This is a genomic window from Paenibacillus glycanilyticus, assembly GCF_023715145.1.
GTDB classification, from domain to species: domain Bacteria; phylum Bacillota; class Bacilli; order Paenibacillales; family Paenibacillaceae; genus Pristimantibacillus; species Pristimantibacillus glycanilyticus_A.
On sequence record NZ_JAMBNP010000005.1, the window covers coordinates 1 to 20659 of the forward strand.

At 50.2% G+C, this 20659-nt stretch carries 19 protein-coding genes, 16 tRNA genes and 1 rRNA gene; 34 read left to right on the forward strand and 2 right to left on the reverse strand.

All coding sequences use genetic code 11. The annotated features are described in order from the left end of the window. From M3194_RS15065 to M3194_RS15190, 26 genes are all read left to right on the forward strand, one after another. Positions 1 to 127, forward strand: a 23S ribosomal RNA gene (locus tag M3194_RS15065); the annotation flags it as partial. Between the two features lie 126 nt (positions 128 to 253). Then, positions 254 to 329 (forward strand) — tRNA-Asn (locus tag M3194_RS15070). A gap of 3 nt (positions 330 to 332) precedes the next feature. Next, positions 333 to 423 (forward strand) — tRNA-Ser (locus M3194_RS15075). An 18-nt stretch (positions 424 to 441) separates the two neighbouring features. After that, positions 442 to 516: transfer RNA gene (locus tag M3194_RS15080), tRNA-Glu, on the forward strand. An 81-nt stretch (positions 517 to 597) separates the two neighbouring features. Continuing rightward, positions 598 to 673: transfer RNA gene (locus tag M3194_RS15085), tRNA-Val, on the forward strand. A gap of 21 nt (positions 674 to 694) precedes the next feature. Continuing rightward, positions 695 to 771 (forward strand) — tRNA-Met (locus M3194_RS15090). Between the two features lie 37 nt (positions 772 to 808). After that, positions 809 to 885 (forward strand) — tRNA-Asp (locus tag M3194_RS15095). Positions 886 to 900: 15 nt separating this feature from the next. Beyond that, positions 901 to 976 (forward strand) — tRNA-Phe (locus tag M3194_RS15100). Positions 977 to 1007: 31 nt separating this feature from the next. Further along, positions 1008 to 1083: transfer RNA gene (locus tag M3194_RS15105), tRNA-Thr, on the forward strand. Positions 1084 to 1090: 7 nt separating this feature from the next. Continuing rightward, positions 1091 to 1174, forward strand: a tRNA-Tyr gene (locus tag M3194_RS15110). Between the two features lie 3 nt (positions 1175 to 1177). Then, positions 1178 to 1251: transfer RNA gene (locus M3194_RS15115), tRNA-Trp, on the forward strand. A 24-nt stretch (positions 1252 to 1275) separates the two neighbouring features. Next, positions 1276 to 1351, forward strand: a tRNA-His gene (locus tag M3194_RS15120). A 31-nt stretch (positions 1352 to 1382) separates the two neighbouring features. Further along, positions 1383 to 1457 (forward strand) — tRNA-Gln (locus tag M3194_RS15125). A 5-nt stretch (positions 1458 to 1462) separates the two neighbouring features. Beyond that, positions 1463 to 1537, forward strand: a tRNA-Gly gene (locus M3194_RS15130). A gap of 10 nt (positions 1538 to 1547) precedes the next feature. Beyond that, a tRNA-Cys gene (locus tag M3194_RS15135) sits at positions 1548 to 1621 on the forward strand. A gap of 18 nt (positions 1622 to 1639) precedes the next feature. Next, positions 1640 to 1716 (forward strand) — tRNA-Arg (locus M3194_RS15140). Positions 1717 to 1727: 11 nt separating this feature from the next. Continuing rightward, positions 1728 to 1809 (forward strand) — tRNA-Leu (locus M3194_RS15145). 115 nt (positions 1810 to 1924) lie between these two features. Next, the gene (locus M3194_RS15150; protein ID WP_251654911.1) at positions 1925 to 3391 is read left to right on the forward strand and encodes a spore germination protein; all 1467 of its coding nucleotides are present in this window, start codon (positions 1925 to 1927) and stop codon (positions 3389 to 3391) included. 45 nt (positions 3392 to 3436) lie between these two features. Further along, positions 3437 to 4609, forward strand: a complete 1173-nt coding sequence (locus tag M3194_RS15155) for a Ger(x)C family spore germination protein (RefSeq protein WP_251654912.1) — start codon at positions 3437 to 3439, stop codon at positions 4607 to 4609. Positions 4610 to 4872: 263 nt separating this feature from the next. Further along, positions 4873 to 5973 carry a GerAB/ArcD/ProY family transporter gene (locus tag M3194_RS15160; RefSeq protein WP_251654913.1) on the forward strand — a complete coding sequence of 367 codons (1101 nt, stop codon included), beginning with the start codon at positions 4873 to 4875 and terminating at the stop codon, positions 5971 to 5973. Positions 5974 to 6190: 217 nt separating this feature from the next. Further along, positions 6191 to 6490 (forward strand): LiaF transmembrane domain-containing protein, encoded by a 300-nt coding sequence (locus tag M3194_RS15165; RefSeq protein WP_251654914.1) that lies wholly within the window; start codon positions 6191 to 6193, stop codon positions 6488 to 6490. Positions 6491 to 6514: 24 nt separating this feature from the next. After that, complete coding sequence (locus M3194_RS15170; protein ID WP_251654915.1) at positions 6515 to 7201, forward strand: PspA/IM30 family protein; 687 nt, start codon at positions 6515 to 6517, stop codon at positions 7199 to 7201. Beyond that, positions 7189 to 7686, forward strand: coding sequence for a PspC domain-containing protein (locus M3194_RS15175; protein WP_251654916.1), 498 nt, complete (start codon positions 7189 to 7191; stop codon positions 7684 to 7686). The genes M3194_RS15170 and M3194_RS15175 overlap by 13 nt, the downstream gene beginning before the upstream one ends. 2 nt (positions 7687 to 7688) lie before the next feature. Next, positions 7689 to 8384, forward strand: a complete 696-nt coding sequence (locus M3194_RS15180) for a PspA/IM30 family protein (RefSeq protein ID WP_251654917.1) — start codon at positions 7689 to 7691, stop codon at positions 8382 to 8384. Between the two features lie 128 nt (positions 8385 to 8512). Further along, positions 8513 to 9526: a sensor histidine kinase gene (locus M3194_RS15185; RefSeq protein ID WP_251654918.1), complete on the forward strand. Its 1014-nt coding sequence runs from the start codon at positions 8513 to 8515 to the stop codon at positions 9524 to 9526. Between the two features lie 23 nt (positions 9527 to 9549). Then, positions 9550 to 10227 carry a response regulator transcription factor gene (locus M3194_RS15190; RefSeq protein WP_311290904.1) on the forward strand — a complete coding sequence of 226 codons (678 nt, stop codon included), beginning with the start codon at positions 9550 to 9552 and terminating at the stop codon, positions 10225 to 10227. A gap of 109 nt (positions 10228 to 10336) precedes the next feature. On the opposite strand, the gene M3194_RS15195 is transcribed toward M3194_RS15190, so the two are convergent. Together M3194_RS15195 and M3194_RS15200 are read right to left on the reverse strand one after the other, a co-directional pair. Next, complete coding sequence (locus M3194_RS15195) at positions 10337 to 11005, reverse strand: hypothetical protein (RefSeq protein WP_251654919.1); 669 nt, start codon at positions 11003 to 11005, stop codon at positions 10337 to 10339. Positions 11006 to 11079: 74 nt separating this feature from the next. Further along, positions 11080 to 11466, reverse strand: a complete 387-nt coding sequence (locus M3194_RS15200) for a hypothetical protein (RefSeq protein WP_251654920.1) — start codon at positions 11464 to 11466, stop codon at positions 11080 to 11082. A gap of 165 nt (positions 11467 to 11631) precedes the next feature. On the opposite strand from M3194_RS15200, the gene M3194_RS15205 reads away from it, so the two are divergent. From M3194_RS15205 to M3194_RS15240, 8 genes are all read left to right on the forward strand, one after another. Beyond that, positions 11632 to 12333 (forward strand): YwmB family TATA-box binding protein, encoded by a 702-nt coding sequence (locus M3194_RS15205; protein WP_251654921.1) that lies wholly within the window; start codon positions 11632 to 11634, stop codon positions 12331 to 12333. Positions 12334 to 12456: 123 nt separating this feature from the next. Continuing rightward, positions 12457 to 14001, forward strand: coding sequence for a glucose-6-phosphate dehydrogenase (gene zwf / locus M3194_RS15210; protein WP_251654922.1), 1545 nt, complete (start codon positions 12457 to 12459; stop codon positions 13999 to 14001). Between the two features lie 39 nt (positions 14002 to 14040). Then, positions 14041 to 14664, forward strand: coding sequence for a cyclase family protein (locus M3194_RS15215; RefSeq protein WP_251654923.1), 624 nt, complete (start codon positions 14041 to 14043; stop codon positions 14662 to 14664). Positions 14665 to 14703: 39 nt separating this feature from the next. After that, positions 14704 to 16293: a peptide chain release factor 3 gene (locus tag M3194_RS15220; protein ID WP_251654924.1), complete on the forward strand. Its 1590-nt coding sequence runs from the start codon at positions 14704 to 14706 to the stop codon at positions 16291 to 16293. A gap of 203 nt (positions 16294 to 16496) precedes the next feature. Continuing rightward, positions 16497 to 17510 carry a LacI family DNA-binding transcriptional regulator gene (locus M3194_RS15225; RefSeq protein ID WP_251655347.1) on the forward strand — a complete coding sequence of 338 codons (1014 nt, stop codon included), beginning with the start codon at positions 16497 to 16499 and terminating at the stop codon, positions 17508 to 17510. Between the two features lie 29 nt (positions 17511 to 17539). Then, positions 17540 to 18709 (forward strand): Gfo/Idh/MocA family protein, encoded by a 1170-nt coding sequence (locus tag M3194_RS15230; RefSeq protein ID WP_251654925.1) that lies wholly within the window; start codon positions 17540 to 17542, stop codon positions 18707 to 18709. 30 nt (positions 18710 to 18739) lie between these two features. Further along, the gene (locus M3194_RS15235) at positions 18740 to 19435 is read left to right on the forward strand and encodes a ThuA domain-containing protein (RefSeq protein ID WP_251654926.1); all 696 of its coding nucleotides are present in this window, start codon (positions 18740 to 18742) and stop codon (positions 19433 to 19435) included. Continuing rightward, positions 19428 to 20528 carry a Gfo/Idh/MocA family protein gene (locus M3194_RS15240; RefSeq protein ID WP_251654927.1) on the forward strand — a complete coding sequence of 367 codons (1101 nt, stop codon included), beginning with the start codon at positions 19428 to 19430 and terminating at the stop codon, positions 20526 to 20528. Before M3194_RS15235 ends, M3194_RS15240 begins: the two co-directional genes overlap by 8 nt. Positions 20529 to 20659 lie beyond the last annotated feature (131 nt).

Sequence of the window (20659 nt, forward strand, 5' to 3'; positions counted from 1 at the left end):
AGCCCCCCTCAAGATGAGATTTCCCAACTAGTAAGACCCCTTGAAGACGACGAGGTTGATAGGTTCGGGGTGGAAGCACAGCAATGTGTGGAGCTGACGAATACTAATCGGTCGAGGGCTTATCCTACAACAAACCCCAAAAAGTGAAGTTAAGCGTTGCTGCTTATTCCGATTACTTTCCGGGGACCCCGCAAGAAACTTAAGGGATTCAAACTTTCGCATCCAGTTTTCAAGGCGCAAGCTTTGAACATATTCCCTGATAGCTCAGTTGGTAGAGCACTCGACTGTTAATCGAGTTGTCACAGGTTCGAGTCCTGTTCGGGGAGCCATATAGAGAGGTGTCCGAGTGGTCGAAGGAGCACGATTGGAAATCGTGTAGGCTCTAACCGGGTCTCGAGGGTTCGAATCCCTTCCTCTCTGCCATACTTACTTTAGTTATAAGGCCCGTTGGTCAAGGGGTTAAGACACCTCCCTTTCACGGAGGTAACAGGGGTTCGAATCCCCTACGGGTCACCATCTTTACAAAAAAGAAATAAAAAAACTTCTTGCAAAGCGAACTTGAGTGTGATATATTATAAAAGTCGCTCGAGAGAGCATGGAGGCTTAGCTCAGCTGGGAGAGCATCTGCCTTACAAGCAGAGGGTCGGGGGTTCGATCCCCTCAGCCTCCACCATATATGTTTTGCTTATAATGACGCGGGGTGGAGCAGCTCGGTAGCTCGTCGGGCTCATAACCCGAAGGCCGCAGGTTCAAATCCTGCCCCCGCAACCAAAACTTTATCTCTGGTGAAATACCGAGAATTCGATGTGGAGCTGTGGTGTAGAGGCCTAACATGCCTGCCTGTCACGCAGGAGACCGCGGGTTCGAATCCCGTCAGCTCCGCCATTTTATCAAACATCAGGCTCGGTAGCTCAGTTGGTAGAGCAGAGGACTGAAAATCCTCGTGTCGGCGGTTCGATTCCGTCCCGAGCCACCATGTTAGATGGTTGGAATTTTTAAATTAATATGCCGGTGTAGCTCAGTTGGTAGAGCAACTGACTTGTAATCAGTAGGTCGTGGGTTCGACTCCTATCGCCGGCACCAGTTTTATGGAGGGTTAGCGAAGTGGCCAAACGCGGGAGACTGTAAATCTCTTCCTAACGGTTCGGTGGTTCGAATCCATCACCCTCCACCACTTAGGGGCATAGTTTAAAGGTAGAACAAAGGTCTCCAAAACCTTTGGTGTGGGTTCAATTCCTGCTGCCCCTGCCAGATTTTAATAAAGTAGTGAGTATGGCGGTCGTGGCGAAGGGGTTAACGCACCGGTCTGTGGCTCCGGCATTCGTGGGTTCAAGTCCCATCGATCGCCCCATTTTCACTATTTAGTTACAAAAAGTTTTTGTTGGGGATTAGCCAAGCGGTAAGGCAACGGACTTTGACTCCGTCATTCCAAGGTTCGAATCCTTGATCCCCAGCCATTTATGCGGAAGTGGCTCAGCGGTAGAGCATCGCCTTGCCAAGGCGAGGGTCGCGGGTTCGATTCCCGTCTTCCGCTCCAATCATATGGTGGCGCCATAGCCAAGTGGTAAGGCAGAGCTCTGCAAAAGCTTTACCCCCAGTTCGAGTCTGGGTGGCGCCTCCACAATTATTTCAATAAGATGTGCCCTTAGCTCAGCTGGATAGAGCGTTTGACTACGAATCAAAAGGTCAGGAGTTCGAATCTCTTAGGGCACGCCATATTTACAAATGCCGGTGTGGCGGAATGGCAGACGCGCGCGACTCAAAATCGTGAGGGAAACCGTGGAGGTTCGAGTCCTCTCACCGGCACCATACATTGAAATAAGCAAGCCTTTAAGATCTCAGATCTTAAAGGCTTTTTTGTTGTTTATATCGATAATCGTATGACCATACTGATTAATATCAAAAATGGGTGATGTGATGCAGCATGAGTCAAATCGATATTGCAACAATCAAAGAGCAGCTTGGAAACAGTGCGGATATTGTATTTAAAGATTTCCATATCGAATTTGATAACAGGAAACAAAAAGTAGACCTGTTCTATGTGGACGGTTTAGTGGACACGAATTCTGTTCAGGATTTTATCCTGGAAACATTAATGGTGGACATGCCGCACCTCAATACGGACGAACATCCTTTCCTGGAATTATTGACAGCGGGAGAAGCAGGAGAAGTTACTTCAACGGATACGATGTATCATGACTTGTTCTCCGGATATGTCATTCTTGTTCTGGATATTACGAAGATCTACTCCATTGCCATGACTGATATAAAGGGTCGAGCTGTTTCAGAAGCAATAACGGAAACGGTAACTCGAGGTCCGAAGGAATCGTTCACGGAATCTATTTGTACCAATAGGGCATTAATTCGAAGAAAAATTAAGAACCGGAATTTATGGCTTGAAAATATGAGAATCGGAAAAATGACACAGACCGATGTCTCCATCATGTACATTTACGGAGTTGTAACGGATAAGATCGTTCAAGAGGTGCGAGATCGCTTATCAAGAATAGATATTGACGGAATACTGGAAAGCGGCTATATCGAGGAACTCATTCAGGATGCGGCATATAGTCCGTTTCCTACAATGTATAACTCTGAGAGGCCAGACGTCATTGCTGCAGAACTGCTTGAAGGAAAAGTCGCGATATTAGTTGATGGCACGCCTCATGTGCTGATTGTACCGGCGTTGTTTATTTCTTTTATGCATTCCGCCGAGGATTACTACCAGAGAGCGGATATTAGCTCGCTTATAAGGATTCTTCGTTTTGTGGGTATATTTATTGCCTTATTAGGGCCGTCGTTGTATATCGCGATTACCACTTTCCACCAGGAAATGCTCCCTACTCAGTTACTGATCGGGCTTGCAGCCCAACGGGAAGGGATCCCTTTTCCCGCTTTTATCGAGGCTTTGATTATGGAAATTACGTTTGAGATCTTGCGCGAGGCCGGAGTAAGAATGCCAAGAACAATGGGGCAAGCGATTTCCATCGTAGGTACTTTGGTTATTGGACAGGCAGCTGTTGATGCGGGGATTGTATCTGCTGCTATGGTTATTGTTGTATCGATTACAGCCATCTCGAGCTTTGTTGTGCCGGCCATTAATATGTCAATCTCGATCCGGATGATACGGTTCTTATTAATGGGCTTGGCTGCATCGTTTGGCTTGTACGGAATTATTCTGGGGATTTTTGTACTGGTGTTCCATTTATGCAGTCTTCGGACATTTGGAATCCCGTACATGAGTCCGTTTGGACCGTTTATTGCCCAGGATTTGAAGGATACCTTGTTCAGGCTTCCGCATTGGGCAATGCGGAAACGCCTGCGTTTAATTAATCAAAATAATGTTACTCGGAGCAAAGACAAGGCTCCTGGCCCAAATCGGAGAACCTAGGCAACGAGATGAGGAATTGCGATGCTTCGAAGATTATTAATTGCCATGATGCTCATTTCAATAGCTATGACGCTGGCGAGCTGCTGGAACCGTCGTGAATTGAATGATCTGGCCATTGCACTAGCAATCGGAATTGATAAGGCAGGTGATCAGTACCTGGTATCGGTTCAGGTCGTTGATCCGGGAGAGGTCGCTGCAAATAATAGAACAATGACGAGAACTCCGGTTACCCTTTACCAGGCAAAGGCACAAACGATACTTGAGGCGATACGTAAAATGACCACGGTATCTCCAAGGAGCATTTATGCGGCCCATCTTCGAATGTTAATTATAGGCGAAGATTTGGCAAGAGAAGGTATAGGCGATTCTTTGGAATATATGTCAAGGTATTATGAGCATCGCACCGATTTCTACATAGCGATAGCCAAGGGTACAACGGCAGCCAGTACGTTGAAAATATTAACCCATCTAGAAGCTATTCCGGCTAATCTAATGTTCTCTTCCTTGCAGGCCTCGCAGAAGGAATGGGCGCCTACGGCTGCAATCACGCTTGATCAGCTCATTATGGATATTGTCAGCAAGGGAAAAGATCCTGTTGTTACCGGTCTCCGCATTAAAGGCGACCGGGAAAAAGGGATGAGCAGGAAAAATGTCGAGAGTATTGCCTCTCCTGCCCAGCTGCAATATTCGGGGCTGGCAATCTTTGAAAAAGACAGGCTTGTCGGTTGGCTGGATGATGTAGAAAGCAGAGGCTACTCTTTTATCCATGATGATGTGTCTAATACGGTAGGAGTCATTAAATGTCCTGATGGAGGGAAAATCACCCTTGAGGTGATTCGTTCAAAGACGACGTCAAAAGCTAAGCTGATAAACGGTAAGCCTGAAATGCGACTAGGGATCCGCACGGAAGTGAGCATCGGTGAAGTGATGTGCAAAATTGATCTGACTCAAAAATCGTCCATTTATGAAATGGAGCACCTTGGAGAAGAGACGGTGAGAAGTTTCGTAGAGAAGACAATTAATGAGGTTCAGGAAAACTACAAGGTAGACATATTCGGCTTTGGAGAGGTTGTTCACCGTGCGTATCCTGCATATTGGAAGACAGTTGAGAACGAGTGGGATTCCGTTTTTCGGAATATGCCGGTCAAATTGGACGTTGTCATCAATATCCGCCAAACTGGTACGGTCAATAATTCGTTTATGAACGAAATGAAATAAGAGGGATTAGGCAGCCATGATGAAATATGTAGCGTTAATCGCGGCAACAGCGGCGATCATTCTGATTGAAGTGCCGTCATTGTGGAAGAGAAGACTGATAAAGGATCTTTGGGTATTCTCTTCCCTCCTGCTTTTGGGAGTCGGACTAGTCATGATGAGGTTTCTTAACTTGCATATACCTAACCCGGTGAATGGTATCGACTACGTCCTGCAGCCGTTAGCAGAGGCAATCTTTCACTATTTAGGAGGGGGGCAATGAAGGAGTGATTGAGAAAGGGAAAATAAGTCATCGGCAGCTGACAGTTTTAACCCTGCTATATACGATCGGCACCTCCATTCTGATTGTTCCATCCATCATGTCCGTTTTCTCCAAACAAGACGGATGGATCGCATGCCTTGTTGGAATAGCAGTCAATCTTCTTTTTATACTCATCTACAGTACATTAGCTGGCCGCTACCCCTCGCTTACCTTAGCGGAATTCAGCGAGAAGATAGTAGGGAAATGGCTTGGAAAGGCAATCTCGTTGTTTTTCCTTTCCTTCATTTTTTTGTTGTCCGCGTTCCTGCTGCGAGTCGTAGGGAACTTTATGACAACACACATTATGCCAAACACGCCAATCGAAGTGACCATTATTTTGTTTATTAGCGTCGTGATATATGCCGTAAGGCTTGGTATTGAGACAACGGCAAGGGCTGCCGAAATTTTCTTGCCTTTTGTTATTGCGCTGTTTTTGTTCCTGACCGTTTTTCTGCTTCCGCAGATTGAATTGGACCGGGTTGAGCCTATCTTTGAGAACGGAATGAAGCCTATTATTCTAGGCGCATTTTATTGTTTTAACCTTCAGGAACAAGTTATTCTAATGATGCTGATTCCTTATACGAACCAGCCTAGAAAAGCTAAAAAAGCCTTGCTTGCAGGTACTGTACTTGGCAGCGTGGTTATTATTACAACCGTTCTATTGTCGACCTTAGTGCTGGGAACCGAGTTCACGCAAAGGAACATGTACGCTAGCTATACATTAGCCAAGCAGATCAGCGTTGGGAACTTTCTGCAGCGGGTCGAGGCAATGCTGGCGATTTTATGGCTGATCACGATTTTCTTCAAGACGGTCATTTGTGTTTATGCGGTATCGCTTGGGACAGCCCAGACGCTGAAGCTGAAGGATTATCGCACCTTGACGCTTCCGTTTGGCCTTCTGCTCGTGTTTCTGTCGCTCCTTGTTTACGACAATATTATTAGCTTTATTGCGTTTACGCCAAAGGTTTTTTCTCTATATGCTACAATCTTTATGGTACTGATACCGGTTGCGCTGCTTGGCATAGACGCGTTGCGTTCCGGCCTGAAGGAAGACCAATCCACATAAGACGCTGATTCTCCTATAAGGGAACGGCGTCTTTTTGCGTTTTAAGACAGGCTTCGACCCTTAAGGCGGATGCGGCCACTCGACCTAGGTCTAGCATAGAAACCGTCGGTGGTCCGTTTTAGAAAGAGCGAATTCGATCTACAATAGGAACATAAGCAAGAGAGCTTCACAGTAAGAGATAAGCAAAGCAATTATTAGAGAGGCGGTGGAAGAAGCAATGGATGGTAAAAAGGCGTTAGGCTTAGTGCTTGCGGTTGCGGGCGGTATCATGGTACTTAAATTCTTCGGCATCCATCTTGGTGCATTAGTTGGTACCTTGTTCGCGATTGTATTAGTAGGACTTGGGGTAGTTGCTTGGAGAAGCGGTAGAAAGCTGATTGGTGGAATTGTTGGTGCAATTGGTATCTTGATGCTCCTGCCGGCATTGTCTAAATTGATTATGCTGGGAATCGCGGTTGTGCTGATCCTGTTCGGCATTTCCATGGTCAAGAACAAAAACAATCATCGACATTTCTAATAAAAAAAGTTGGGAGGGCCATACATGAGCATTATGCGGCGAGTGCGCGACATTACAGTGGCAAATTTAAATGAAAGATTGGAGAAAGCGGAAGATCCGGTTCGCCTGATCGACCAGTTCCTCTGGTCGACGCGCGAAGAGATTATTCAAGCGGAACGTCTGCATCAGCAATACCTGGGACATAGCAATCATCTGAAAGCGCAGTGGCTGCAGGCGGAGCAACAGAGGGAAAAGCGCGAGCAGCAAGCACTAACCGCGCTGAAGGCTGGAGAAGAGCAACTGGCACGGATAGCGCTTCACGAGAAAGCAACCAGCGAGGAGCGCTCCAATCAATACCGCGAGTTGTACGAGCAAAGCCGTCAAAATACGATGGACCTGGAAGATCAGCTCCGTGAAATGCGCAGCGAATATCAGCTGGTCTATGACAAGCGTGAATATTACGCAGCCAGAATGGAGTCGCTGAGACTTCAACAGCGTATGAACGCAAGATTCACGGAGGGCGGTAATGCGGGCGGCATCCAGCCGGGCTCCATGTTCCGCAGACTGGAAGACCGGATTGGCGACATGGAGATGGAGGCAAAGAGCCTGCATGACCTGCGCCGGATGGGCAAAGAGTTCATTCACGAAGCAGGCAATCAAGTGCAATCCGTTATCGAACGCGAGCTGCAGCAATTGAAGAAGAAGCTTGAGAAGGAAGGATGGTCGTCTTGAAAAAATTGTACCGATCCCGCCGCGATAAGAAGCTGTTTGGTCTTTGCGGCGGATTAGCGGAAATGATCAATGTCGATGCGACTCTTATCCGTATCCTGCTTATCGTCGTAACGATCTTCACTAGCGGTTTCGCAATTCCGGTCTATATTATTGCAGGTCTTATCGTTCCTAAGGAACCCACGTTTTATAACGGCAACGGTTTTGGACCTGGTCCCGGATTTGGAGGATACGGCGGCGGATATGGCGGCAACGGTTACGGCAATGGCTACAACGGCGGTCAAGGGGGCTTCGGCGCTAACTTCGGCGGCCCATACAAGAACCCGCCGCAAGGTCAATGGGGGGACAGCTTCTCGCAAACACGTTCCGGCCAGCAATCTTCGTCGCAGTTCGATAGCATGATGGATGATCTGGAGAAGAAAGCACTCCGTAAAGAAATTGAAGAATTACGCGCCAAATTAGCTAAATACGAGAAGGGAGAGATTTAACAATGGGAATTTTTAAAAGAATGAAGGATATGACTAAGGCATCGGTGAATGAGGTATTGGATAAAATGGAAGATCCGGTTGTCATGCTGAATCAATACCTGCGTGACATGGAATCGGAAATTCACCAAGCGGAAGTAACCGTAGCGAAGCAAATGGCGAATGAGCGCCGTCTGAAGCAACGTCTGGATGAAGCCGTTCGCAGCATTGGCGACCGTGAGTCAAAAGCAGAAGCAGCGCTCCGCGCAGGCCAGGAAGAGCTTGCACGCAAGCTGCTGGAAGAGAAGCTCTATTTCGACCAGAAGGTAAATGAGTACAGCGATCTTCATGCACAAGCAAAAACGCAGGCGGAAGAGCTCATGCAGCAGCTGCACGGCATGAAAGACGAATTCTACCAGCTTCGCAATAAACGCAATGAGCTCGCATCCCGTGCTCAAATTGCGAAAGCGCAAAAGCAAATGGCTCAGATCTCTTCGAACCAAACGATTGACAGCGGTACAGCTTCAAGAGGTTTCTACCGCATGGAAGAGAAAATTATGCAGCTTGAAGCCGAAGCCGATGTTCTCCGTACACCTTACGCATACAACGGAGCAAGCAGCAATGCGGGCGCTGTCAATGCCATCGACATGGAGAAAAAGCTGAAGGTTGACGAGCAGCTGGAAGCTTTGAAAAATAAGCTGAACAAGCCTGAAGAAGAATAAGGATTAAGAAGTATGTCATGATGGAAGAGCGGATCGGGTAACCGGAATGTCATTAAGCCTTAACTTAATGACATTGAGGGCAACCGGTCTGCTCTTCCCTGCGTGCGTAGTTAAAGGAGTGGACTTCGATGGCTGACGGACAAGCCAGCGAGCATCATCGTACGGAGAGGCCAAATAAAGAAGCAAGGCGCAAACACGTAACCGAGACCGTATTGTGGCTCATTATTATCGTGAGCCTTGTCATCATTGTGCTTCAGGCAATCGGTTATATACAGCTGTACACGTTCAAAGGACAATGGGCGATCGTAAGTCTTACCGTTATTGGAGCAGCCATGGCGGCAGCGGCTGTTGTAGGCTTCCTGCAGAATTCCAAGCTCAAGCAGGCTGTTGAGCGCCTCAGCGAACAGCAGCGCAGACGCAGCTACCGGGTAACGCTGAATTCGGCAGAAGAAGCCGAAGGCGTTCCCGTAACCGAGGAGGAACAAAGCAAGGCGATATGGAAAGAAAAGGTTAAGTTCTCCGCTGTTATCGAGGAACGGCAGCGTCTTGCCAGAGAGCTGCATGATGCCGTCAGCCAGCAGCTGTTCGCCATCTCCATGACGGCGACCGCAGTCAGCCGTACCATCGAGCGGGATTGGGAGCGTGCGCGCAGACAGGTGCAGCTTATTGAAGAGATGGCTTCCGTAGCCCAATCGGAAATGCGCGCGCTGCTGCTGCACCTAAGACCTGTTCATCTGGACGGCAAAAATCTGCCTGCCGCATTAAGCACGCTGGTGGACGAGCTTAAGCAGAAGGTTCCGATGACGATCGACCTTGATGTCGACGATACCATCACAATGAACCAGGAAGCGGAGGATCATCTGTTCCGGATCGCGCAGGAGGCTTTGTCGAACACTCTTCGGCATGCCAAAGCCGATAGCATGGAAATTAAGCTGCATCGGAAAGGCTCCGAAGTACGTATGTTATTAAAAGATACGGGGATCGGATTTGATCTGGAAGCGAAGAAACAGACCTCATACGGGTTATTAACGATGGAAGAACGTGTAAACGAGCTTGGCGGCTCATTACATATGGTCTCAAAGCCTGGAGAAGGAACAAGCATAGATATCCGGGTTCCGATTGACGGTGGAGTAGGGAAATAGTTCATGTACATGTGAAGGAAGCGGTGAAGAAGGTGGAACCGATCGAACAACTAAATGAGCGGATTAAAGTGTTGCTGGTAGATGATCATGAAATGGTACGCATCGGACTCGCTGCGGTGCTGGATACGGAGGAAGGCATTGAAGTAGTCGGCGAGGCCAGCAACGGCTACGACGGTATTCGGCTGGCGCAGGCATATAAGCCCGACATCGTACTTATGGATCTTGTTATGGACGGTATGGATGGCGTGGAGACGACCCAAAAGCTGCTGGAGCTGTATCCGGAATGCAAAGTCATAGTTCTGACGAGCTTTATTGATGACAGCAAGCTGTATCCGGTAATTGAAGCGGGGGCGTTCAGTTATCTGCTTAAGACCGCAAGAGCAACAGAGATTGCCGATGCGATCCGTGCAGCGGCACGGGGCCAGTCTGTATTGGAGTCACAGGTCGCGGCCAAGATGATGAACCGCCTCCGCAAACCAAAGCAGCCGGTGCAGGCAGCCTTGCACGATGATTTGACGGAGCGGGAGATGGACGTGCTGAAGCGGGTAGCGAGGGGCATGTCCAACCAGGAGATTGCGGACGAGCTGTTTATTGGGGTGAAGACCGTGAAGTTCCATATTACGAACATCTTTAACAAGCTTGGCGTTGAGGACCGTACACAAGCGGCCATCTACGCGCACAAGCAAGGAATTGCGGAGTAGGGAATATGATAAATACCGATGAGGGGCTAGCCTGAAGTTTATCTTTAGGAAGGCCTCTTTTTGCATCAGGGAGAGCTGGAGGACTAGCCCAGTTTTTGCTAAAATAAGGTTAAAGGCGACGATTGAGCAGCATCCCGCTTGTGGGGAACGGCCAGTACGTTGTCATGGAGTTGTAGTAACAGCTATAAGGCTGAAGAAGGGATATATCCTTGCGCAGCAGATCCAGGACTCTTGAAGAGTGAGGCTCCTCCAGCGCTTTAAGAAGACAGGTGATCCAGCCAGCTGGACCAACGAGATGCAGAACGGAGTATTCTTCGCCGGAGGCTGATTCCGGCAAGCGCAGCTGCCAGGCCTCTCCTTCTTCTGTCAGGCCTAGTAGGCTGGACGAAGGATGAGCCATCGCTTGCGCAACATTTTGCCATAGCTGAGGTTTCAGGAAAGGTTCATACTTGTGGAATAGTGCGCGTAATCCGTTAACCGCTGCAATTATTCGCTGCAGCTCTTCTTCTATAACGGACAGCGAGGGATTCTGCTTGATGCGTCTGGCGGAGAAGCGGATGGCGAGATGGGCTTGTCTGCTGTGCTGAAGCCATCCTGCTGCCGTCTCGGCGGCATGGCGGTATGGAGCCCCCCAATCAAAGCTGTCCCATAGAGCAGGTCCGGGAGGCAGTCTTGTCGGCTCTTCCTCACGGAATGAATGACTGCCGTAAGGCCGAATAGGGCAAACGACAAATGATCGTTCGGTGCGGTTGGCGTGCGACAACGGAGTTATTGGCATGTTGACTGCCTCCTTTGCAATTGATAAGACCAGCATATTACGCCTGGACGGCAAAGACTGGCGAAAGGTGTCTATCAGTACAAAAGAAATAAATAAGCTACATGCTCAAAATCCAGACTAATTACTTCACGGAAGGGAATATACGGACGAGGCTCGTAGTAGTAAGGGTCAAAAGGATAGGATTGTGTCTGAACGGGCGGATTCTCCGGCATGGCTGCATTAGCTTGAGATTGATTTTTGGATTTCGAACCGCTTTTCTTGCTCTTCTTTGTAGATTTAACCGGTGCGGACTCCGGCTCAGTTGCAACGGAAACATTAGGATCCCCATTCAGCGTCAGCTTCCCGCCTGCGCATCTGCTTAACAGGCCGATGTGCCTCGTTCCATCCTTCATCACGATATATACTGGCATCCCGTAATATTGAGATACGACATCTTCCTGCAGAGGATAAATTTGATCCATCCGCGCTCCTCCTTATGTGTACTTGTTTTAGGCTTTGCAACCAGTGTATTCACCTACAGGCGAATGGGTATGGTTAAACACCTAACGGTAATAAATGGTTGATAGGAGGGATCTGTCATCGGGGCAAATAATCGATTTGTTAGAAAGACAGCCGAGCAATCTTCTATGCAGAGAGCCCGGCTTGCCGTTATGTTGGCAGCTGTTGTGCTGGTAATGGGAATCATTTGGGCTGTCGTTAACAGGGACCAGATCCGGTCAGGTAAAAATCCGAGTCTCGTCGCGCATGACATTGCATTGCTGTGGCAGTGGACAGACAAGCTATACAGTAAAGGGGCAGCCGCTGCCGAATGGACAATCCGATGGGATCTTGAAGGAGAGGCAGCTTCTCTGGAGCAGGCGGAACAACAGCTTCAGGCGGATGAAAAGGGGCAGATGCAGGGAACACTGTCCATATTCCCGTTAACATCTGACAGTCAGGCGATGGTTGTGTATGTTACGAAGCAAAGGACAAATCAGAAAGATCTCCTGGCTTTTGTGAATAACGCGGAAACACTATTTAAAGAATCGGGCATTGCCTATACCGGGGGAATGACGGTTCGGGGGGAGGCGGAATATAATAACGCAGCAGACCGGCTGGCCCAGGCAGCGGGCGGCAAACGGATTGACCGGTATAAGGATGATAGCGGAACGGTAAGCGAAGCGTACTATTCCGAGAAGCTGTTCTCCTCCGTTGAAGCAGGTGCAGGGAAGAAGGCCAATCTGCAAATTGCCGAGCATAGGGAGACGGAATCCGGGGTGCTGTCCTTAATCGTTGGAACCCCTTTAATTACAGGGGATTATACGGTTTCGGAGCAAGGAAATGATTAGAAGAAATATGAAGGTTAATTAGTTTTTTTTTATGATGGGATGAATAGCAGTTTAAGGATTAATATGCTAAACTACATAAATAAAAATAAAAAAATATAGGAAAGAATGAGGGAACTGACTGAAATGAACGTTGAATCATCAAATGCGCAAGGCGCTATTTATTATATTTTTGGAGCGACAGGCGATTTGGCGAAGCGCAAGTTGTTTCCAGCCTTGTTCAGCTTATATAAAGAAGGAAAGCTGTCTGAAAATTTCGCCGTTGTTGGATTAGCCCGCAGAGAGCGCACAAACGAGCAGTTCCGTGCCGATCTGTATGAATCGATCGTAGAATTCTGCCGCTATAAAGCAGAGGACGTTGAGCTCTGGAACCGTTTCGCGGAGCACTTCGAATATATGCCGCTTGATATTAACAATGTGGAAGCTTTCCGCGGTCTGGCTACCCTGTCGGATCAACTGGATGCGAAATTCAATATTCCGGGCAACCGCCTGTTCTATCTGGCGCTTGCGCCATCCCTGTTCGGACCCGTATCGTTCAGCCTGCAGGGCGGCGGACTGCTGGAGTCGAAGGGCTGGCACCGCGTGGTCATCGAGAAGCCGTTTGGCTATGACCTGGAATCGGCGCAAAAACTCAATGATCAAATTACTCAAGTATTCAAAGAAGAAGAGATCTACCGCATTGACCACTACCTCGGTAAAGAGATGGTGCAAAATATTCAAGTTATCCGTTTTGCGAACGCGTTTTTTGAACCGCTCTGGAACAACAATCATATCGCAAACGTGCAAATTACGCTGTCTGAGACCGTTGGCGTAGAAGAGCGCGGCGGTTACTACGACAAGTCCGGCGCTTTGCGCGACATGGGTCAGAACCATATGCTTCAAATGCTGACGATGATCGCAATGGAGCCGCCTAGCCGTCTGCATGGCGAAGATATTCGCGATGAGAAGGTAAAAGTGCTTCGTTCCCTTCGTCCGTACAAATCGAGCGAAGAAGTGCGCAATATGGTTGTACGCGGCCAATACAGCGAAGGTTCCCTGAAAGGGAAGGAGCTTCCCGGTTACCGCCAAGAGGATTCGGTTGCCGAGAATTCCGCAACGGAAACTTATTTCGCTGCCAAGCTGGCGGTTGATAACTTCCGCTGGGCAGGCGTACCTTTCTATATCCGTACAGGCAAACGTCTTCCGGTAAAAACGACGGAAGTGGTAATCGAGTTCAAATCGATGCCGCAAAACGTTTTGTTCGCGCAGCGCCATGACCTGCAGCCTAACCTGCTCGTTATCCGCGTTAACCCGATGGAGGGCATCTATATTAAAGTGAATGCCAAAACTCCGGGCGAAGACAATTCGGTACAGCCGGTAAACATGGAATTCTGCCAAAGCTGCCAAATCGGCATCAATACGCCGGAAGCTTACGAGCGTCTGATCCACGATGCGGTTCGCGGCGATTCGACTTACTTCACACGTTGGGATGAAGTCGCTCAAGCTTGGGAATTTGTAGACCGTATTGCCGCTGCTTGGCGAGAAGGTACGTCTGACCTGCAGCATTACCCGGCAGGCTCGTGGGGTCCTGAAAAAGCGGATCAGCTGCTGGCGCAAGACGGCTTCAAATGGTGGCCGGTTAACGGGCAGGATGAAGACAACGTTATCTGGGTTTCAAATAGCGGCAAATAATTTATTCATAGCACACCGCTGACGGAGGGATATGCCTTTATGTTTAAGGTTTACGATATTTCGATGACAATCGAAGAGGGTATGCAAGTATGGGGCAACCATGAAGGCAAGCAGCCCAAAATCAACTCTCAGCCTACCTCTCCAGACGGCGTTAATGAATCGCGCATCGATATGGATGTCCATTGCGGCACCCATGTCGATGCGCCTCTGCATATGCTGGAGGATGGCGAAACAATCGAGACGCTTGGTCTTGAGGAGCTCGTTGGCAACGCACGGGTTCTGGATTTCACGAATGTGAAAAACAGCATCACAAGAGAAGACCTCGAAAAGCATGGCCTTCAAAAGGGCGAGTTCATTCTTGTGAAGACAAGCAACTCTTATACGGATACTTTCGAATCCGATTTTGTATTCCTGCGGGAAGACGGAGCTCGTTATCTCGTTGAGGTAGGAGTGCGCGGCATTGGTACAGACGGATTGGGAATCGAACGGTCCCAGGCGGAATATCCAACCCACCGCACGCTGTTCCGCAATAATATTATTATCGTAGAAGGGCTTCGCCTGAAGGAAGTGCCGCCGGGCTCCTACTTCATGGTGATCGCACCTTTGAAACTGACCGGTATTGAAGCCGCGCCGGCACGTGCGCTGCTGATCGGGAATGGATAAAGGAGCGTTGCTTCGCGACGCTATGAAGGGAAGGCAAGCATGAGCCAAACGTTAAGCAATGAAATAACACAGGAAGTAGATAAGCGCCGTACCTTTGCGATTATCTCTCACCCTGACGCCGGTAAAACCACATTAACAGAGAAGCTCCTCTTATTCGGGGGAGCTATTCGTCTTGCAGGGTCCGTAAAAGCCCGTAAGGCGAGCCGACACGCAACATCCGACTGGATGGAAATCGAGAAGCAGCGCGGTATCTCCGTTACGTCCAGTGTGATGCAGTTCGATTACCTGGGTCACCGGGTTAATATTCTGGATACGCCTGGTCACCAGGATTTCTCTGAAGACACGTACCGTACGCTTACTGCAGCGGACAGCGCGGTTATGCTGATCGACGTTGCGAAAGGCGTCGAGGCGCAGACGATCAAGCTGTTCCAGGTCTGCCGCAAACGCGGTATTCCGATCTTCACGTTCATTAACAAGCTGGACCGTGAAGGCCAAAGCCCGTTTGAGCTGATGGAAGAGCTGGAGCGTGTGCTGGGCATCCGTTCGGTGCCAATGAACTGGCCGATCGGCATGGGCCGCGAGCTGTGCGGCGTATACGACCGGATGAAGAATCAGGTTGAGTTGTTCCAAGGCAATGACCATAGCACGATTGAGGTTCGCAAAGTCGATGACTACAACGATCCGTATATTCGTGAAATGGCTGGAGATTATCTGCATGATCAGCTCATTCAGGACTTGGAGCTGCTTGATGTAGCGGGCGATCCATTTGATTTCGAAAAGGTTCGGGCAGGCGAATTGACGCCGATCTTCTTCGGAAGCGCCGTGAACAACTTCGGCGTTCAAACCTTCCTTGAGAACTTCCTGGAGCTGGCTCCAAAGCCGGCTCCGCGGATGAGCACGGGCGGATCTGTTGACCCGACAAACGAGAAGTTCTCCGGTTACGTCTTCAAGATTCAAGCCAACATGAATCCGGCGCACCGCGACCGTATCGCTTTCCTTCGGATTTGCTCTGGACGATTCGAACGCGGCATGAGCGTTCGCCATGTCCGCGCGGGCAAAGACATTAAGCTGTCCCAGCCGCAGCAATTCCTGGCGCAGGACCGCGATATTGTCGAGACGGCTTATCCGGGCGATATTATCGGTTTGTTCGACCCGGGTATTTTCCGGATTGGCGATTCGTTGTCGCAAGGCTCCGAGGTTGTATTCGATGAGCTTCCTACGTTCTCTCCGGAGATCTTCGCCAAGGTTACCGTTAAGAACGCTTTGAAGCATAAGCAGTATCAGAAGGGGATAGACCAGCTGACCGAAGAGGGCACCATTCAGGTATTCTACACCGCAAGCGGCTTTGCTGACGAGACGATTCTAGGCGTAGTCGGCCACCTGCAATTCGAGGTGTTCGAATACCGGATGAAGGGCGAATACGGCGTGGATATTCAGCTTCACCGTATGCAGTTCCAATTCGCGCGCTGGATAGTTGACGATAAGATCGATCCTTCGAAGTTCCGGATTAATTCCACGCTTGTGAAGGACAAAAAAGGCAATTATGTTGTCCTGTTCGAGAATGAATACGCGATGCGTACCGCTATGGATAAGAATCCTACGATGAAGTTCCTGGAGACGGCTCCATAAGCGGCGGAATATAGATATGCTAAATCCCCTGATCGGCTGAGATCAGGGGATTTTTTTCGCATGGCTTAGCTTTTATGAAAAAAGAGGAAATTTTCTTGGCTTATCCGATTGACGGAATAACGCTTTCATGACATAATGTACGCGTGTACATTACAGGAATGACAGCAGCAAAGTTGTCTTATGATTAACGTTTTAACAGGAGGCTGCCGACTATCAGCAGGAAAGAAGTAGCGAAGCTGGCGGGGGTATCGGAAGCAACGGTATCCCGGGTTCTAAACAACGTAGGGCCGATTAAGGAAGAGACTCGGGTTCGTGTGCTGGAAGCAGCCAAAGAGCTGGGTTATGTGCCCAATGCGCTGGCGCAGCGTTTTGCCAGGAGGAAAAGCGGTAACGTTGGCGTTATTCTGCCGTTTGTTCCGAAGGTGCATTTGTTCTCGACGTATTATTTCGCTGAGATCTTGAGCGGAATTGGCGAGGCGGCGAAGGCCTGCAATTATGATCTGCTCCTGATCTTCCGGGAGCCGGACGGCGCGAGGGATTACGCGAAGCTGTTCCGGACACAGAAGGTGGATGCCTGCATCGTTCTTGGCGCTCAAAATGTCGCCGAGGAGCGGGCTGCATTAGCAGAGCTGCAAGAGGAAGGTTCTCCGTTCTGCCTGGTGAACCAGCGCTTTGATGATGAAGGTTATTTGACCGTCGATGCGGATCACGAGTCGGGAAGTTACGCGGCTGTGCAGCACCTGATTGCAAGCGGCTTCAAGCGGATTGCCTTCCTGAATGGTCCAAGCGCGTTCTCCAGCAGCGGCGACCGGCTAGCCGGTTATGAGCGGGCTCTCTCGGAAGCGGGAATGACGCTTGATAACGAGAGAATCTTCACCGGGAATTACAGCAGGAAAAGCGGGTTTGAAGCGGCGGCACAAATGGCCGAGAGCATTAAGAACAAGGAGATTGACGCTGTCTTTGCGGCGAATGACAGGATGGCGATTGGGCTGATGGACGGCCTTCGGGAGTACGGCATTGAGGCAGGCAAGGATTACGGCCTAATTGGTTACGATGACTCGGACAGCTCCAGAATCGTAAGTCCAAAGCTGTCGACGGTAGCGGTTCCATTTTATGAAATGGGGCGCAGGGCAGCGATGAAGCTGCTTGCATCGGAATCCGAAGAGCATGGGAACACGATTCTACCCGTTCAGTTACTTAAGCGAGAAACCACATAATTATATATTCGAGAGGCGGTAGTGAAAGAATGAGCAAACTTCGTGTCGGAATGGTTGGCTATAAATTTATGGGCAAGGCCCACAGCAATGCGTACCGCGCGCTGCCGATGTTTTTCCCGGAGACGGCGGTCCTTCCCGAAATGACGGCAATCTGCGGCCGTGATCCGGTTGGGCTCGAGAAGGCCCGCGCGCAGTTCGGCTGGCAAAGCAGCGAGACGGATTGGCGCAAGCTTGTCGCGCGCGAAGACATCGACCTAATCGATATTAACGCGCCAAGCGATGCCCATAAGGAAATTACGATTGCCGCAGCGGAAGCAGGCAAGCATCTGTTCTGCGAGAAGCCATTGGCGTTGACATTGGAAGATGCGAATGAAATGCTGGTTGCTGCCGAAAAAGCCGGCGTGAAGCATATGGTTGGCTTTAACTACCGCTTTGCTCCCGCCGTGCAGCTTGCGAAGAAGCTCATCTCGGAAGGCCGCATCGGCAAAATCCATCATTTCCGCGCGGTATTCCTGCAGGATTGGATTCTTGATCCGGAATTCCCGCTTGTATGGCGGCTGAAGAAGGAAATCGCCGGTTCCGGCTCGCATGGAGACCTGGGCGCTCACTTGATTGATATGGCTCGTTTCCTCGTAGGCGAGTTCAAGGAAGTGATCGGGATGGAAGAGACCTTCGTGAAGGAGCGTCCGATCTCCGAATCCATGACGGGGCTTAGCGCAACTAAGAGCGGTGCGGATGCGCCCCGCGGCGAAGTAACGGTTGACGATGCAACGCTGTTCCTGACCCGATTCGAGAATGGCGCGCTGGGCAGCTTTGAAGCGACACGCTTCGCCGCTGGCCATCGTTGTACGAATGCCTTCGAGATTAACGGCAGCAAAGGAAGCATTAAGTTCGACTTTGAGCGGATGAACGAGCTGGAAGTCTACTTCACCGAGGATGCGGACGATGTACAGGGCTTCCGCCGCGTGCTTGCTACAGACGCTTCACATGCTTACATGGATGCCTGGTGGCCGGCTGGCCACACGATCGGTTACGAGCATACCTTCACGCATGAAGTGCATGAGCTGATGACGGCTATCGCGGAAGACCGCCAGCCGGTGCCTAACTTCCATGACGGCGTGAGATGCCAAGAGGTGCTTGTCGCGGTTGAACGTTCGATTGCGGAACGCCGCTGGGTTGCATTGAAAGAGTTTCAATAATTCCGATAGCAGAGGAGATCAACGAAGACGATGAGAAAAGCGCTAATCGTATGGGGCGGCTGGGACGGCCATCAGCCGAAGGAAGTTGCTGGGATTTTTGAAGAGGTTCTCTTGAAGGAAGGCTTCGAGGTTGAAGTATCGGATACGCTGGACGCATTCGCGGACGGAGAGAAGCTCAAAGGACTCGATCTGATCGTACCGATCTGGACGATGGATAAGATTAAGCCGGAATATGTGCAAAACGTATCGGAGGCTGTTCAAAACGGCGTTGGACTAGCAGGCTGCCATGGCGGCATGTGCGACGCATTCCGCGAAAATGTAGATTGGCAGTTCATGACCGGCGGCCAATGGGTAGCGCATCCGGGCAATGACGGAACGAATTACACCGTTAACATTAAGCACAGCTCCAGTCCGCTGACGCAAGACATTGAGGACTTTGAAGTAAGCTCCGAACAGTATTACTTGCATGTGGATCCGGCCGTTGAAGTACTGGCTACAACGCGCTTCCCCGTCACATCCGGTCCGCATTCCCTGAATAAAGCGGTGGATATGCCGGTTGCCTGGACGAAGCGCTGGGGCGTGGGCCGCGTGTATTATAACTCGCTTGGCCATCAAGCCAACATTATCGATATTCCAGTCGTGAAGGAAATGATGCGCCGGGGGTTCGTCTGGTGCGCAGAAGGAAAAACCGCAGCGGTAAACGGAGGGACTCACGCTCATGCATAAGCTAAAGGTCGGCGTTATCGGAACAGGCAATATCAGCAGCGCATACTTAAACAACGGTACAAAGTTCGACTCGATGGAAATCGTCGCTTGCGCGGACTTGGACGTAGCGCGCGCCAAAGCAAAAGCCGAGGAATTCGGAATCCGCGGCTGCTCGGTTGAAGAGCTTCTCGCTGATCCGGAGATTGGGATGGTCATTAACCTGACAATCCCGCAGGCTCATGCGGCGGTTTGTCTGCAGGCGCTTGAAGCCGGCAAGCATGTGTACGTGGAGAAGCCGTTTACGGTAACCCGCGAAGAAGCGCAAGCCGTGCTTGAGCTTGCCGCACGCAAAGGACTGCTTGTTGGCAGCGCGCCTGACACCTTCCTTGGCGGCGGTATTCAGACCAGCATCAAGCTGATCGAAGACGGCTGGATTGGTACTCCCATTGGCGCAACGGCGTTTATGATGTCAGGCGGTCATGAAAGCTGGCATCCGGCGCCAGAGTTCTATTACCAGAAGGGCGGCGGCCCGATGTTTGATATGGGTCCCTACTACCTGACGGCAATGGTTGCTATGCTTGGACCAATCAGCCGCGTTACGGGCATGGCTCGCGCTTCGTTCCCTGAACGGACGATTACCAGCCAACCGAAGTTTGGGGAAAAGATTCAGGTTGAGGTTCCGACTCACGTTGCGGGCATCATCGAATTTGCATCCGGTCCCATTGGCACCATTCTGCAAAGCTTTGACGTGAAGGGCGGCTCCACCTTGCCGCGTATCGAAGTATACGGCAGCGCTGGAACCCTGCTTGTTCCGGATCCGAATACATTCGGAGGTCCAATCCAGTTCAAACGCGCCGGTTCGCATGAGTGGTCCGATATTCCGCTTGTGTATCCGAATACGGACAACGTGCGCGGACTAGGCGCTGCCGATCTTGCTAAAGCGGCGCTCTCCGGACGCAAAGCGCGTCCTAGCGGCGAACTTGCTTATCATGTACTGGAAGCGATGCACGGATTCTTCGATGCTGCGGAGCAAGGTGCGCATTATACGATGAAGAGCACCTGCGACAAGCCGGCGCCATTTACGCTTGGCCTCCGACCAAACAGCTTGGACTAATCCATATATACGGGCTTTATCTAGCTGGCGGGTATCCCGCCGGCTATTTTTTTTTTTCGGCGAGACCCTCTTATGAACGGTATAAAAATATGGTATCTTTTGGGGAGAAGCATGAAAGGGGTAATGGCCTG

Bases quoted from the DNA above. Each gene is read 5' to 3' on its own strand.
- M3194_RS15150 (WP_251654911.1), top strand. From the start codon at position 1,925: ATGAGTCAAATCGATATTGCAACAATCAAAGAGCAGCTTGGAAACAGT.
- M3194_RS15155 (WP_251654912.1), top strand. From the start codon at position 3,437: ATGATGCTCATTTCAATAGCTATGACGCTGGCGAGCTGCTGGAACCGT.
- M3194_RS15165 (WP_251654914.1), top strand. From the start codon at position 6,191: ATGGATGGTAAAAAGGCGTTAGGCTTAGTGCTTGCGGTTGCGGGCGGT.
- M3194_RS15170 (WP_251654915.1), top strand. From the start codon at position 6,515: ATGAGCATTATGCGGCGAGTGCGCGACATTACAGTGGCAAATTTAAAT.
- M3194_RS15175 (WP_251654916.1), top strand. From the start codon at position 7,189: ATGGTCGTCTTGAAAAAATTGTACCGATCCCGCCGCGATAAGAAGCTG.
- M3194_RS15180 (WP_251654917.1), top strand. From the start codon at position 7,689: ATGGGAATTTTTAAAAGAATGAAGGATATGACTAAGGCATCGGTGAAT.
- M3194_RS15185 (WP_251654918.1), top strand. From the start codon at position 8,513: ATGGCTGACGGACAAGCCAGCGAGCATCATCGTACGGAGAGGCCAAAT.
- M3194_RS15195 (WP_251654919.1), bottom strand. From the start codon at position 11,005: ATGCCAATAACTCCGTTGTCGCACGCCAACCGCACCGAACGATCATTT.
- M3194_RS15200 (WP_251654920.1), bottom strand. From the start codon at position 11,466: ATGGATCAAATTTATCCTCTGCAGGAAGATGTCGTATCTCAATATTAC.
- M3194_RS15205 (WP_251654921.1), top strand. From the start codon at position 11,632: ATGCAGAGAGCCCGGCTTGCCGTTATGTTGGCAGCTGTTGTGCTGGTA.
- zwf (WP_251654922.1), top strand. From the start codon at position 12,457: ATGAACGTTGAATCATCAAATGCGCAAGGCGCTATTTATTATATTTTT.
- M3194_RS15215 (WP_251654923.1), top strand. From the start codon at position 14,041: ATGTTTAAGGTTTACGATATTTCGATGACAATCGAAGAGGGTATGCAA.
- M3194_RS15220 (WP_251654924.1), top strand. From the start codon at position 14,704: ATGAGCCAAACGTTAAGCAATGAAATAACACAGGAAGTAGATAAGCGC.
- M3194_RS15230 (WP_251654925.1), top strand. From the start codon at position 17,540: ATGAGCAAACTTCGTGTCGGAATGGTTGGCTATAAATTTATGGGCAAG.
- M3194_RS15235 (WP_251654926.1), top strand. From the start codon at position 18,740: ATGAGAAAAGCGCTAATCGTATGGGGCGGCTGGGACGGCCATCAGCCG.
- M3194_RS15240 (WP_251654927.1), top strand. From the start codon at position 19,428: ATGCATAAGCTAAAGGTCGGCGTTATCGGAACAGGCAATATCAGCAGC.